The 13957-nt window shown below is 49.1% G+C and carries 12 protein-coding genes and 1 tRNA gene; 10 read left to right on the plus strand and 3 right to left on the minus strand.

The features are described from left to right. Window positions 1-17: 17 nt before the first annotated feature. Together HRU77_12770 and traJ are read right to left on the minus strand one after the other, a co-directional pair. Window positions 18-1622, minus strand: coding sequence for a relaxase/mobilization nuclease domain-containing protein (locus HRU77_12770; protein QOJ21472.1), 1605 nt, complete (start codon window positions 1620-1622; stop codon window positions 18-20). A 41-nt stretch (window positions 1623-1663) separates the two neighbouring features. Then, a complete protein-coding gene (gene traJ, locus HRU77_12775; protein QOJ21473.1) occupies window positions 1664-2032 on the minus strand; it encodes a conjugal transfer transcriptional regulator TraJ in 369 nt (122 codons plus the stop codon). 195 nt (window positions 2033-2227) lie between these two features. Between traJ and HRU77_12780 the strand changes: the two genes are divergently transcribed. The 4 genes from HRU77_12780 (at window position 2228) to HRU77_12795 (ending at window position 5110) form a co-directional block, all read left to right on the plus strand. Then, window positions 2228-2701: a hypothetical protein gene (locus HRU77_12780; GenBank protein ID QOJ21474.1), complete on the plus strand. Its 474-nt coding sequence runs from the start codon at window positions 2228-2230 to the stop codon at window positions 2699-2701. Continuing rightward, the gene (locus tag HRU77_12785; GenBank protein ID QOJ21475.1) at window positions 2701-3432 is read left to right on the plus strand and encodes a conjugal transfer protein TraL; all 732 of its coding nucleotides are present in this window, start codon (window positions 2701-2703) and stop codon (window positions 3430-3432) included. The genes HRU77_12780 and HRU77_12785 overlap by 1 nt, the downstream gene beginning before the upstream one ends. Then, window positions 3429-3857, plus strand: a complete 429-nt coding sequence (locus HRU77_12790) for a conjugal transfer protein TraM (protein QOJ21476.1) — start codon at window positions 3429-3431, stop codon at window positions 3855-3857. The genes HRU77_12785 and HRU77_12790 overlap by 4 nt, the downstream gene beginning before the upstream one ends. 239 nt (window positions 3858-4096) lie before the next feature. Beyond that, window positions 4097-5110 (plus strand): site-specific integrase, encoded by a 1014-nt coding sequence (locus HRU77_12795; protein QOJ21477.1) that lies wholly within the window; start codon window positions 4097-4099, stop codon window positions 5108-5110. Window positions 5111-5145: 35 nt separating this feature from the next. On the opposite strand, the gene HRU77_12800 is transcribed toward HRU77_12795, so the two are convergent. Continuing rightward, window positions 5146-5221 (minus strand) — tRNA-Thr (locus tag HRU77_12800). A gap of 226 nt (window positions 5222-5447) precedes the next feature. Here HRU77_12800 and aroQ point away from each other — a divergent pair. The 6 genes from aroQ (at window position 5448) to metH (ending at window position 13650) form a co-directional block, all read left to right on the plus strand. Continuing rightward, on the plus strand, window positions 5448-5903 hold the full coding sequence (gene aroQ / locus HRU77_12805) for a type II 3-dehydroquinate dehydratase (protein QOJ21478.1): 456 nt from the start codon (window positions 5448-5450) through the stop codon (window positions 5901-5903). A gap of 141 nt (window positions 5904-6044) precedes the next feature. Next, window positions 6045-6527: an acetyl-CoA carboxylase biotin carboxyl carrier protein gene (locus HRU77_12810; GenBank protein QOJ21479.1), complete on the plus strand. Its 483-nt coding sequence runs from the start codon at window positions 6045-6047 to the stop codon at window positions 6525-6527. A gap of 21 nt (window positions 6528-6548) precedes the next feature. After that, window positions 6549-7904, plus strand: coding sequence for an acetyl-CoA carboxylase biotin carboxylase subunit (gene accC / locus HRU77_12815; protein QOJ21480.1), 1356 nt, complete (start codon window positions 6549-6551; stop codon window positions 7902-7904). A gap of 52 nt (window positions 7905-7956) precedes the next feature. Then, entirely contained in the window at window positions 7957-8874 is a 918-nt protein-coding gene (prmA, locus tag HRU77_12820; protein QOJ21481.1) for a 50S ribosomal protein L11 methyltransferase, read from the plus strand. A gap of 96 nt (window positions 8875-8970) precedes the next feature. Further along, window positions 8971-9747, plus strand: coding sequence for a zinc-ribbon domain-containing protein (locus HRU77_12825; GenBank protein ID QOJ21482.1), 777 nt, complete (start codon window positions 8971-8973; stop codon window positions 9745-9747). 189 nt (window positions 9748-9936) lie between these two features. Next, window positions 9937-13650 (plus strand): methionine synthase, encoded by a 3714-nt coding sequence (gene metH / locus HRU77_12830; GenBank protein ID QOJ21483.1) that lies wholly within the window; start codon window positions 9937-9939, stop codon window positions 13648-13650. Window positions 13651-13957: the final 307 nt, after the last annotated feature.

Consider the following 13957-nt stretch of genomic DNA (forward strand, 5'->3'; position numbering starts at 1 on the left):
AGACTCCTTCGAGTGGTTTAGGTAACGGATCGTTTTTGACCTGCCGATTGCGCTTTATTGACCCTGTGCTGTTTCATTAATCGCTGACGGTATTGTTCCAGTGCCTTATCATCAAAAGTCACGTGCATTTGGTTTTGTACTGCGACCTGTGCTATCTCAAGACGAAACGATTCAGTTCCATTGATCGCCAGGTGGCAGCCGTACTTCTTCATGGCCACTTGCAAAATGTCTGCCAATGCCTCACGCGATGTATCCGGCAGAACGATGAGCCGTTTGCCGTCATCGCGGATGGTGGTTGATCCTGCTTTATAAGTGACTGTACCGATTTTGGTAATCGATTCATCAAAACTATCCTTGAAGTCCCGGTCGGTGCTGAAACAATCATGGCTTTGCTTGGCCGATATTTGGTTGCCTTTAAATTGACCGGTTCTTCTGGATCGCAAAACACCTAATGCTTCAGCATTACCATTTTTGGCCTCAAATGCTAGCCAATCCAACCACCCCATTCTGGAATGACGGGTTTTAGAGTGCTGGTAGGCTTTCTGGTAATCATTTTTAATGACTGCTATCGTTGTTTTGAACTGCTGATGTGCGGTTGCGTATAGCGCTTTCTTTGCCAATCTCCCGGCTTTGATGTTTTTAATGAGGTTGCGCTTGAGTTTTGCTTCCTGTTTGGCGCGTTTTATTAATCGATCTCTGTTTTGGCGCAACATAACCCACTGGCTTGAACGATGTCTGACGCTATTCGCTTGCTCTTGCTGGTATCTTGAATAGAGCTTTGAAGTATCCATTTGATTTTGTAGCGGTCTTGGCTGGTATTGTTTGGTGTCTGGACTTGAAGATTGAACAGAATGCTCACCAGATACAAAAGCGCCCAGTCTTTGGGTCAAATTGCCTTTGGAGAGAGAACGGTCAACCGAACTGGCTTTAACAGCCACACCATTGTTGGCAACCAATACAAACCCGTTGCCACGTTCCTTGATTTCAAGGCCATGTCTAGCTAGAACCTGATGCAAATCCTGCCAGTTGTCCGACTGCTTCAATTCATTCAAGCACTCACGCCTGATCCAGCCCAATAAACTCTCCACCCCTGTTCTGGTTTCAATTTCCTGAGCCACTCTGGAGGCTTTATCACTTAAAGTTTCATGATTAACTTTTGTTAAACCATATTCCTGTTCAATCTGCTCACAAAGCTTTGCTACTTTTTTGTAGTCATAGTAAGGGTTATGGATTGTGAGGTTTATAGGATGTATCTTGTTAATCGCAATATGCACGTGCAGGTTATTGGTGTCATCGTGGACTACGCTGATGCGTTGATGGCCAACAAAACCCAGAGCCTCGCAAAATCGCTCTTCAATGGCATTCAGATCAGCAAGGGATGAACGCTCTCCTTCAGGGAAACTCAGCACCAAATGACAGGTTTTGTCTGATTTGGCGCGCGTGTTCATTTCCTGCGTGTTCTGAATTTCAAGTAAGCCAGCCATTAGATCGTCTGTATAGCAGTTTGATACCTTGATCTGGCTGACACGTTCACTCTTGTCTTGGGGATCAGTTAAGTACTGTATCAGCACAGAAAAGCTGCTTTTGCGCACACATTTGATGGGTATGATTTTAGCGATCATCGTATTTAAGCTGCTTAAGTCAAAAAGGACTATTCCGAAAGTTATTTTTTAAGCTTCATAATGACATCCAGCATCGTGCTTTGCGTATTTCGGATACTGTCCAAGGTCATATGCAACTGTGACTTGCCAATCAATTTTGTACGCTTGTCGTTGGTAAGCCAAAGTTTGATCAATCCACCCAATCTGCCAAGATCACCGTTAATTTTTAGCAGGCTATCTACCTGTCTGCTGTCAACAATACTGGGTACTTGATAACCCAGGCCCAGATTGCGCAGATACTCGGCAACGGTTAATCCGGCATCCTGCGCCTTAGTCTTTATTTCAGCTTCCTCGATTGGCAAAACAGGAACCCTAAGCTTCTTATCTCTTCTTTCTTTTCCGATTGTCTTGGGGTTCTTTTGGGTAATCATTTCGGTTTTCCTCGAAGAGCAAGATCAACGTTGAGCACAGAGTGCAAATAAGTTGGAGTGGAGATGGCCATCTCCACATATCTTGCCCGGTTCTGTGAGTTTCAAGAAATATACTAACACTATAATCGATGTTTGCAAATAGATTACTTTCGTTATATCATAATTTCAATCAGTATAAAAATACTTGAAAGAAGCTTGATTCAACTAAATAACAGTGACTTGGAAACAAAAAGAAAGAATAAGAAACTCAAAGAAATTGAAAACAACAAAAAGAAACAGAAAGGAAAGCAAAAAATCAAAAAGCTGTTTGGACGCCAAGATAAATATTTTTGTGGAAATTGTGTGATGACTAAATCCTTATCAGATCGAATCGCACTTTATGCGGATAAAAACAAAAGTACCGGTAAGCAATTTTTACCGGCGTTCATCGCGTTGAAGCCTGATATTGAGCAGGCATTAAAGGATGGTTGGACGATTCGCCAAATCTGGAACATTTTGCACCAGGAAGAGAAGATCAAATGTTCTTATCAATGGTTCAGGACTTTGGTCAATCGACATATTGGGGAGGACAGAAAGCATCATTCGCGCATTGATCAAGAAAAGACAGCTGGGAGTAATCATGAAGGATTTCGTTTTAATTCTGCAACTGAAAAAGAGGAGTTGGTCTGATGGCTAAAATACATATGATTTTGCAAGGGAAGGGCGGAGTAGGCAAATCGTTCATATCATCCACGCTAGCACAACATAAGTTTGCCAAAGGCGGCAATCCATTATGCATTGATACAGACCCGGTTAATGCCACTTTTTATGGATTTAAAAAGCTCAATGTTAAGCAGATTAATGTGATGAACAATGATGAGATTGATCCGAGAAAGTTTGATGATTTAATTGAATTGATAGCTAAAGCAGACAATGACGTCATTATTGATAATGGTGCCAGCACCTTTGTACCGATGTCACATTATCTCATCAGCAACCAGATACCCGCCTTACTTTTGGATATGGGGCATGAATTGGTTGTGCATACCGTCATCACGGGTAGTCAGGCTTTACTGGACACATTGAATGGGTTTGTGCATCTGATTAAACAATTCCCCAAGGAAGCACTGTTCGTTGTCTGGTTAAATCCCTATTGGGGAGAAATCACCATGAATGGCAAACAGTTCGAAGAAATGAAAGCGTATGTGGATAACAAAGCCCGAGTATCAGCCATTATCCGAATTCCGCACTACAAGCCTGAGACTTTCGGCAAAGATTTAAGCGAAATCCTGCAATCAAAATTTACCTTTGATGAAGCGCTTAAAAATAGTTCTTTGCCGGTGATGGTACGCCAAAGGTTAACGATTATCCGCAGGCAGCTTTTTACCAATATTGAAAATGTAGCGGCAGTTCTAACATGAGTGCCGACAAATTAGATGCGCTCATTGAAAGAATAGCGTCAGAGCATGGAATAGTTTTGTCGCAGGATGATCCGGTATTGATGATGCATACACTCAACGAAGTATTGCTGGAACAAAATAAAGAAGCCCATGCTGAGCTGTTAAGAAATTACCAGGCGATATTGGAAGAAAACTTTAATCGGTGGTGTGAATATTCGACCAAGAAATCCAATGCCATTATTAGTTCATCCATGGGTAACGCGCAATTAACACGAGACCAATTCCTGGAAAGCTGTATTCAGCTGATTGATGAAAGGATAAAAAGTGGAGAGGGTCAGGAGATTTATGAGCTGACCAGAATTTCCAGGCAGGCGGCCATTATCAATTTGATGGCATCAACCTTACTCTTAATTTCGGTTGTAACCATATTTTTGATTTTGTTATAGCTAATCTTTTTTAACAATGCAATGGAATGGCGCATGAGAACATTAAATTTAAGTGAAGCTGCCCAATTCTTGAAATTGCACCCTGAAGAAGTGCGCCGTCGCGCTAAAGCAGGAATTATTCCGGGTGCAAAATTAGGTAAACGATGGGCATTTATTGAAGATGATCTTGCCGACCACATTCGCTCGTTATATGCTTGCACCCGGCAAGCGTTGCAAGTGGGACATGAGGAGAAACAATTATGTCACTCTGTAAACGTGGTAAGACGTGGTGGATTAGTTTCACCACACCAAGCGGCGAGCGAGTTAGATGCTCTGCTGCAACTGAAGATAAAACCCAGGCGCAAGAATTCCACGACAAGTTGAAAGCGGAGTCCTGGCGCGTTGCAAGACTGGGGGATAAGCCAAGGCGAACTTGGGATGAGGCGGCTTATAAATGGCTGATGGAGACGCAACATAAAAAGTCACATCATGAAGATGTGGCTAAAATAAACTGGATCCAACAGTTCTTCAGAGGCAAGTATCTGGATGAGTTGACTCGTGATGTAATCGCAAACATTGGTGAGCTAAAGCTTCAGCAATCAAGTCCAGCAACAGCTAATCGCTTATTGGCGCTAATTCGTGCGATCTTGCGGCGATCTGCTTTAGATTGGGAATGGATTGATAAGCCCCCTGTTATCAAGCTGTATCGTGAAGCAAAGCGCCGAGTACGTTATTTAAGTGCAGAGCAAGCAAATTTGCTTATCCAGGAATTGCCGGAACATTTGGCGGATATTGTAAGGTTTTCATTAGCTACAGGGTTGAGACGGTCGAATGTCACGAAACTGGAATGGTCGCAAGTGGATATGCAACGAAATGTTGCATGGATTCACGGTGATCAGGCTAAAGCTGGAAAGCCGATTCATGTAACGCTCAATGCGACGGCTATAGCAGTATTAACCAAACAGATCGGCAAGAATCCCAAGTCAGTATTTAGTTACAAGGGCAGACCAATCATCCAAGTTAATACAAAAGCTTGGTATAAAGCGTTAAAACGTGCAGGTATTGAAGATTTTCGCTGGCATGATTTGCGCCATACTTGGGCAAGTTGGTTAACTCAGAATGGTGTGCCATTAAATGTCATTCAGGAGATGGGCGCATGGGAATCTGCTGAGATGGTAAGACGTTATGCGCATCTAGCTCCAGAGCAATTTGCTCAACATGCCAGAATCGTGGATAACGTACTTAATGGCACAAATTTGACACAATCGAAGTAAAAGCGGTTCGGTTATGTTTCTAAGTCTTTGTTTTATGGTGCTGTTGAGAGGAGTCGAACCTCCGACCTACTGATTACGAATCAGTTGCTCTACCAACTGAGCTACAACAGCCTGAATGCAAATTGAGCGGCGTATTATAGATGGTTGGAGGGTTGCCGGCAAATGATAAAGAATTGAATTCAAGATTGTGCATGCTTTCTCTTGTTATGTCTTTTGAATAATGCACACCTAATTTATTGAAGATCTAGGTTCAATATTTTTAACAAATATTCGTTTAAGTTCGGCTAATTTCGTTAAAATCTGTACATTTTTAGTATAAGAGTCCATAATTATTAAAATGGACTTAAAAAGTGTAAAAGTGCAAAATATTTTGATCATGCATGGCCCAAATTTGAATTTGCTGGGAGTGCGCGAGCCGGATATTTATGGTGCTGTTACACTTCAGGATATTAACAGAAATTTAAGCAAGCTAACTGAAAATAAAGGGATTAGGCTGGATTTTTTTCAGAATAATGCGGAATCTGCATTGATCGACAGGATTCAGCAAACAATGCATGACGGGACGGATTTTATTATTATCAACCCGGCTGCATACACCCATACCAGCGTGGCGATGCGCGATGCACTTGCCGCCGTGAAGCTGCCATTCATTGAAGTGCATTTATCGAATGTTTATGCGCGCGAACCTTTCCGCCAGCGATCTTATTTTTCAGATCTGGCAGTCGGTGTGATCAGCGGTTTGGGGGCAAAAGGCTATGAGCTTGCGCTGGAATATGCGATGACCTCTTATTGATCCGCCGGTTTATACGTTAATTTCTTTCTGTAATTTCAATTCTTTTGCGATGCCGTCATTTTGCTCATTTTTACATTCAGTAACATTGTTTTTCAGTGCTAACACTACCTTAAAACGAGACATCGTCTCGGGAGATTGAAAATGGATTTAAGAAAGCTTAAGAAGCTCATTGAGCTGGTTGAAGAGTCGAGTATCGCGGAACTGGAAATTACCGAGGGCGAGGAGAAAGTTCGCATCAGCAAGTCGGGTTCCGGCGTGCAGAACTATGCATTCATGCCGCCCGCCATGCAGCCGGTTATGGCACCGGTTCAGCAACCAGTGCCAGCTGCTGCACCGGATGTGGATAAAGCCGCAGAAGGCAATGGTTCCGACAAGAGTTCAATCCCCGAGGGACATGTTGTCAAGTCACCGATGGTCGGTACGTTTTATCGCGCGCCATCTCCGGGTGCCAATGCTTTCGTGGAGGTCGGGCAAAGAGTTAAGGAAGGCGATACCTTGTGCATCATTGAAGCGATGAAACTGTTGAATGAGATTGAAGCCGATAAAAGCGGGGTGATTAAAGCGATCTTGCTGGAAAACGGTCAACCGGTCGAATACGGCGAGCCTTTATTCGTCATCCAATAGTCTGAATAAAGGCTAAATTCTATGTTTGAAAAAATCCTTATTGCCAATCGCGGCGAAATCGCTTTGCGGATACAGCGCGCTTGCCGTGCGATGGGTATCAAGACAGTTGCCGTGCATTCCGAAGCGGATGCGGAAGCGAAGTACGTCAAATTGGCCGATGAGTCGGTGTGCATCGGCCCGGCGGCGGCGGCGCACAGTTATTTAAACGTACCGGCCATCATCAGCGCGGCCGAGGTGACCGATTCCGAGGCGATTCATCCCGGCTATGGGTTTCTGTCGGAAAACGCCGATTTTGCCGAGCGCGTGGAAAAAAGCGGCTTCGTGTTTATCGGTCCGCGTCCGGAAACCATCCGTTTGATGGGTGACAAGGTCAGCGCGAAGAATGCCATGAAAAAAGCCGGTGTGCCTTGCGTGCCGGGATCGGACGGCGCGTTGCCGGAAGACATCGATGAGATCAAGAAGATTGCGCGCGAAATCGGTTATCCGATCATCATTAAAGCGGCTGGCGGCGGCGGCGGGCGCGGCATGCGCGTGGTGCATACCGAAGCTGCGCTATCGAATGCGATCATCGTGACACGCAACGAAGCACAGACCGCATTTGGCAATCCGGTGGTGTATGCGGAAAAATTTCTTGAAAATCCTCGTCATATCGAGTTTCAATTATTAATCGATGAGTATGGCAATGCCGTGCATCTGGGAGAACGCGATTGCTCCATGCAGCGCCGCCATCAGAAAATTCTGGAAGAGGCGCCGGCACCCGGCATACCGGAAAAATTACGCGACAAAATCGGCGAGCGTTGCGCGGAAGCGTGTCGCCGCATCAAATATCGCGGTGTTGGCACATTTGAGTTTTTGTTCGAGAACAACGAATTTTATTTCATCGAAATGAACACGCGTTTGCAGGTTGAGCATCCGGTCACCGAAGCGGTGACCGGCATCGATCTGGTGCAGGCACAAATCAACGTTGCAGCCGGTGTTGTGCTGCCGGTCAAGCAGAAAGACATCGTCATGAAAGGGCATGCGATCGAATGCCGCATTAATGCCGAGGATGCCTATAAGCTGACGCCATCCGCCGGACGCATTACGCAATATCATGCGCCGGGCGGGCCGGGGGTGCGCGTGGATTCGCACGTTTACCACAATTACATGGTGCCGCCGTATTACGATTCCATGATCGGCAAGATTATCACCTACGGCGACACGCGCGAACAGGCGATCGCCCGTATGCGTATCGCATTGTCGGAAATGGTGATCACCGGTATTAAAACGAACATTCCACTGCACCGCGATCTGCTCAACGATGCCACCTTTTTGCGCGGCGGCGCTTCGATTCACTATTTAGAGCAAAAGCTCGCGTTGCATAACAAATCGAATTGACAGGCAAGCATATCCGGCTCGATTCTTCCGTTAACAATTCTTATCCCGCCGCATGTCCTGGGTGACACTGATTATCGAAACGGATGCGGCGCACGCCGAAACACTGAGCGATGCGCTGCTGGAACAGGGTGCATTGTCGGTGGATATTCACGATGCCGCCGCCGATACGGCAGACGAACAGATGCTGTTCGGCGAGCCTGGCGAACCCAGCGGAGAAATCTGGCAGCACGCGGAAGTTTCCGCGCTGTTCAATGCAGACGCGGATATCGTTGAGATTCTGCGTAATGTCGCGTCCATCGCGCAAACGGATCAACCGCTCAATCACCGTGTTGAGCGGATCGAAGAACAGGATTGGGTGCGCCTGACGCAATCGCAATTCGATCCGATTCAAATCTCGGCGCGTTTGTGGATTGTGCCGACCTGGCACGCATCGCCCGATCCTGCGGCCATCAACTTGATACTCGATCCCGGATTGGCTTTCGGTACCGGGAGTCATCCCACGACACAATTATGTTTGCGCTGGCTGGATCAGAATTTGCAGCCGGGCGCTACCGTCGTGGATTATGGCTGCGGTTCGGGCATACTCGCCATTGCGGCGCTAAAGCTGGGCGCGCAGCATGTCACCGGTATCGATATCGATCCCCAAGCGATCAAAGCCAGCGAGGAAAACGCGCTGCGTAATCAGTGCGATCCGTCGGGATTTCATTTTGCAACGGCATATCAAGTCACGGAATGGAATTTGCAAGCGGCGGAACAAACGGACGTCTTGGTCGCCAATATCCTGGCGAATCCTTTGATTCTACTGGCGCCGCTGCTTGCACAGATTGTCCGGCCACACGGCCATATCGTTTTATCCGGGATACTGGAGGAGCAAGCCGAGGAAGTCAGAGATACTTATCAGCAATGGTTCAATATGAACATCGCCGGCGAACAGGAAGGCTGGGTGCTGTTAACCGGTAGCAAAAGGTGAAATAATGGCCGTTCCTGGCTTGAAGGTAAGTAAGCCGTATAATTCCGTTGTTCATTAGCGGTGCTTTTGCATGCGATTGCATACTGCGGGTGATTCATGGCGTTGGTGACACTTTGCCCCGGTTGCGGCACGACTTTTCGCGTCAATGCCGCGCAACTGCAAGCGCACGGCGGCGATGTGCGGTGCGGGCATTGTCAGCGGGTTTTCAACGGATTCGCTACATTGATTACCGTGAATGAATCGGCGCTCGAATATCCGCTGCAACCGGCCGTGAAAACCGAAGCGGCGGTAGAAACATACCTGCCTGCGCCGCATGAAGATAACGAAACCCCGGGCTGGGAACAAACCGATGCGGAATCATCCGCTGGCTTATTTGACGATGAACCGGCAAGGCAATCATCGAGTGCCTGGGGATGGGCCAGCCTATTGTTGCTGTTGGTCTTAATCGGCCAGGTCGCATTCGCCAATCGCACGAAACTGACCATGATCAAACCGGAAACCCGGCCTCATCTGGAGCACTATTGTGCGCTCATCGGCTGTCAGGTGCCTTACCCGCAAGACATCCGGCAGCTCGGTATCGAATCATCCGATTTACAGAAAAATCCCGCGCGCCAGCCGGAAGTCACCACCATGCGTGCCACCATCAGCAATCATGCGCTTTTCCCGCAAGCTCTTCCGGCTTTGCAACTATTGTTACTGGATGCACAGGGACAAATCATTGCCAGCCGCATCTTTACCGCCGTGGAATACTTGCCGGAAGAGGATAACACACGGCAATTCATTCAGCCGCAGCAGGAAATCGATGTCCGGCTGGATTTCGACAGCACGAATTTAGGCGCATTAGGATACCGCTTGCAGTTGCTATACCCATAGCATATGCTCCAAAGGAGAATGTTATCATTTTAAGTTCTACAAGCCGGTATTAATAGGGTTCGTATTTTTTTGGCGGAGTAAGGCGATTCACAGGATAAAGAAGTGTGTAATCCTGCTTTTTCCCTTACCAATAGATCAAACCGTCTCAGGTATAATGCCCCTTCATCTAATTACAACATCATTGAATCCATGACGAGAGAATCCCGCACAGCTTTATTGGAAAGTTTATTTTCCCAGCGCATCCTGATTCTGGATGGTGCGATGGGCACCATGATTCAAACCTTCAAACTCACCGAGGCGGATTTCCGCGGACAGCGTTTTGCGGATTTTGCGCATGACCTGAAGGGTAACAACGATCTGCTGACGCTGACGCAACCGGACATCATCCGCTCGATTCACGCCGGTTATCTGGAAGCGGGTGCGGATATCATCGAGACCAACACGTTCAATTCTAACGCGGTGTCGATGGCGGATTACCACATGCAGGATCTGGTGTACGAATTGAATGTCGCCGCTGCTAAATTGGCGCGCGATGCGGCACAAGAATATGAAGCCAAAACACCCAACAAGCCGCGTTTTGTCGCCGGTGTGATCGGTCCAACCACCAAAACCGCATCGATTTCCCCCGATGTCAACGACCCCGGTTTTCGCAATATTTCGTTCGATCAACTGGTCACCGACTACACCGAGTCGATCCGCGGGCTGGTCGATGGCGGTGCGGACATTTTGCTGGTGGAAACCATTTTCGATTCACTGAACGCCAAGGCGGCGCTGTTTGCCATCGATCAATTTTTCGAGGATCACGGCATACGCTTGCCGGTCATGATTTCGGTGACGATCACCGATGCTTCGGGGCGCACCTTGTCAGGACAGACGCCGGAAGCCTTCTGGAACTCGGTCAGCCACACCCGGCCATTGTCGGTGGGTATCAACTGCGCGCTGGGCGCCGAACTGATGCGTCCGTATATCGAGGAACTGGCCGGTGTGGCGAACGTATACATCAGCGTGCATCCCAATGCAGGTCTGCCGAATCCTTTGTCCGAGACTGGCTATGACGAATCGCCGGAATATACCGCCAGCCAGATCAAAGGCTTTGCACAAGACGGTTTCGTCAATATTGTCGGCGGCTGTTGCGGCACCACGCCGGCACATATCAAAGCCATTGCGCAAGCGGTTGCACCTATCGCACCGCGCAAGATTCCCGACATTCCGAAAAAATTGCGGCTGTCGGGTCTGGAACCATTGAACATCGGTGACGATTCGCTGTTCGTAAACGTCGGTGAGCGCACCAACGTGACCGGTTCACGCGCTTTTGCCCGGCTGATCCTGAACGACAACTATGCGGAAGCGCTGAACGTGGCGCGCAGCCAGGTGGAAAACGGTGCGCAGATCATCGACATCAACATGGACGAAGCCATGCTCGATTCGCACAAGGCCATGGTGACGTTCCTCAATCTGGTGGCAGCCGAACCGGATATCTGCAAGGTGCCGATCATGCTGGACTCGAGCAAGTGGACGGTGATCCAGGCCGGTTTGAAATGTATTCAGGGCAAATCGGTCATCAACTCGATCAGCATGAAAGAAGGTGAAGAAGAATTTATCCATCACGCCAAGCTGGCGCGCCGCTATGGCGCCGCCGTAATCGTCATGGCGTTCGACGAGCAAGGGCAGGCGGATACGTTGCAGCGCAAGGTCGAGATCTGCACGCGCAGTTACCGCATTCTGGTGGACAAGGTTGGCTTCCCGCCGGAGGACATCATTTTCGATCCGAACATTTTTGCCATCGCCACAGGGATCGAGGAACACAACAACTACGGTGTCGATTTCATCGAAGCGACGCGCGCGATCAAGCAGACTTTGCCGTACGCCAAGGTCAGCGGCGGGGTGTCGAACGTGTCGTTCTCTTTCCGCGGCAACGAGCCGATCCGCGAGGCGATTCACACCGCTTTCCTGTATCACGCGATCAGGGCCGGCATGACGATGGGGATCGTCAACGCCGGGCAGCTCGGCGTGTATTCCGATATTCCGCCCGAATTGCTGGAAAAGGTCGAAGATGTGCTGCTGAACCGCCGCCTGGATGCAACCGAGCGTCTGGTCGAATTTGCCGAACAGTACAAGGGGCAGAAAAAGGAACAGGTGGAAGATCTGGCATGGCGTGATGAGCCGTTGCAACAGCGCTTGACGCATGCGCTGGTCAGAGGCATTGCCACGTTCATCGAAGTCGATACCGAAGAAGCGCGTGCCGAGATCGAGAAAAAAGGCGGCCGGCCGATTCAAGTCATCGAGGGTCCGCTGATGGATGGCATGAGCGTGGTCGGTGATTTGTTCGGCGCCGGAAAAATGTTTTTGCCGCAGGTGGTCAAATCGGCGCGAGTGATGAAACAGGCGGTGGCGTATCTGTTGCCGTACATCGAAGCGGAGAAGAAACTACTCGGCGACGACAAACCGAAAGGCAAGATCGTCGTCGCCACGGTCAAGGGCGATGTGCACGACATCGGCAAGAACATCGTTGCGGTGGTATTGCAGTGCAACAATTACGAAGTGATCAACATGGGCGTCATGGTGCCGAGCGCGCAGATTCTCGATATGGCGCGGCGTGAAAATGCCGATATCATCGGCTTGTCCGGGCTGATCACGCCGTCGCTCGAGGAAATGGCGCATGTGGCTAAGGAAATGCAGCGCGAGGGATTCACCATTCCGCTGCTGATCGGTGGTGCGACGACGTCGCGCGTGCATACCGCTGTTAAGATTGCGCCGCATTACGAAGGGCCGACGGTGTGGGTTCCCGACGCCAGCCGCGCGGTCGGCGTGTGCAGCAATTTGCTGTCGGAAGACCTTCGCGCGAATTACGTGCAGAACATCAAGGACGAATACGAAAAAGTCCGCACCCAGCACAAAAATAAGAAAGGCCCGGCCAAACTGCTGACGCTGCAAGAAGCGCGCGCCAATGCGTTCAAGACCGACTGGGCCAATTACCAACCGCATCAGCCGCAATTGATCGGTGTGCGCACGCTGAACAATTATCCACTCGATAAAATCGTGCCGTTCATCGACTGGACACCGTTCTTCCAGGCATGGGAACTGGCGGGGCGCTATCCCGACATTCTGACCGATGAAGTGGTTGGCGAAACCGCCAGCCAACTGTTCCGTGATGCGCAGGCCATGCTGAAGAAAATCGTCGAGCAGAAGTGGCTCAGCGCCAATGCCGTGATCGGTCTTTTCCCGGCGAATGCGGTCGGCGACGACATTGAAATCTATACCGATGCCACCCGCAGCAAAATTGCGATGGTGTATCACTGCCTGCGACAGCAGGATCAGAAACCGAGCGGCAAGCCGAACCGTTGCCTGGCGGATTACATCGCGCCGAAGGACACCGGAATTCAAGATACCATCGGCTTGTTTGCAGTCGGCGCGGGATTCGGCATCGATGAGCGCATCAAAGCATTCGAAGCGGTCAACGACGATTACAGCGCCATCGTGCTGAAAGCGCTGGCCGATCGCCTGGCGGAAGCCTTCGCCGAACATATGCACATGCGCGTGCGCCGTGAATTCTGGGGCTATGCCAAGGATGAGACCTTGAGCAACGAGCAATTGATCAACGAAGAATACCTTGGTATCCGTCCTGCGCCGGGTTATCCCGCGTGCCCGGATCATACCGAAAAAGGCCCGTTGTTTGCGACGCTGAACGCCACCGAAAATGCTGGCATCGTCATTACCGAATCGTTTGCCATGGTGCCGACGGCTGCGGTGTCGGGATTTTATTTCTCGCACCCGGAATCGTCTTTCTTCGCCGTTGGTAAAATCGGCAAGGATCAGGTAGAAGACTACGCCAAGCGCAAAGGCTGGACCCTGGAAGAAGCCGAACGCTGGCTGGCGCCGGTGCTGGCGTATGAGCGCTACTAGAGTATAAGAGCCATCGCGCATTAGTCACGCAGATTAAGGAAATGCCGGTTAATTGACTGCACGAGCGAATCACTTCTTTGCTCGGCGCTCACTGCCTCGCCTAGCGTGTGGATAGGTCTCGGTTGCTTTGCTCCATGCGTAATGCCGGATTTCAAACCGGCAGCAATGCGGTTTTGTTGCCGGTTTGCAGTAATAAGATTCGAAAAATAAGTGAAATACTTATTCAGATTATTGCTTGAAAGGTTTAATATCAATCCCGGTGAAAATGTCAAGAGTTAAATTTTTACCGGAAATAAACAAGGTAAGC

Source organism: Gammaproteobacteria bacterium (genome assembly GCA_015709615.1).
In the GTDB taxonomy this organism is placed as follows: Bacteria; Pseudomonadota; Gammaproteobacteria; order Burkholderiales; family Nitrosomonadaceae; genus Nitrosomonas.

Bases quoted from the DNA above. Each gene is read 5' to 3' on its own strand.
- HRU77_12770 (QOJ21472.1), bottom strand. From the start codon at position 1,622: ATGATCGCTAAAATCATACCCATCAAATGTGTGCGCAAAAGCAGCTTT.
- traJ (QOJ21473.1), bottom strand. From the start codon at position 2,032: ATGATTACCCAAAAGAACCCCAAGACAATCGGAAAAGAAAGAAGAGAT.
- HRU77_12785 (QOJ21475.1), top strand. From the start codon at position 2,701: ATGGCTAAAATACATATGATTTTGCAAGGGAAGGGCGGAGTAGGCAAA.
- HRU77_12790 (QOJ21476.1), top strand. From the start codon at position 3,429: ATGAGTGCCGACAAATTAGATGCGCTCATTGAAAGAATAGCGTCAGAG.
- HRU77_12795 (QOJ21477.1), top strand. From the start codon at position 4,097: ATGTCACTCTGTAAACGTGGTAAGACGTGGTGGATTAGTTTCACCACA.
- aroQ (QOJ21478.1), top strand. From the start codon at position 5,448: ATGGACTTAAAAAGTGTAAAAGTGCAAAATATTTTGATCATGCATGGC.
- HRU77_12810 (QOJ21479.1), top strand. From the start codon at position 6,045: ATGGATTTAAGAAAGCTTAAGAAGCTCATTGAGCTGGTTGAAGAGTCG.
- accC (QOJ21480.1), top strand. From the start codon at position 6,549: ATGTTTGAAAAAATCCTTATTGCCAATCGCGGCGAAATCGCTTTGCGG.
- prmA (QOJ21481.1), top strand. From the start codon at position 7,957: ATGTCCTGGGTGACACTGATTATCGAAACGGATGCGGCGCACGCCGAA.
- HRU77_12825 (QOJ21482.1), top strand. From the start codon at position 8,971: ATGGCGTTGGTGACACTTTGCCCCGGTTGCGGCACGACTTTTCGCGTC.
- metH (QOJ21483.1), top strand. From the start codon at position 9,937: ATGACGAGAGAATCCCGCACAGCTTTATTGGAAAGTTTATTTTCCCAG.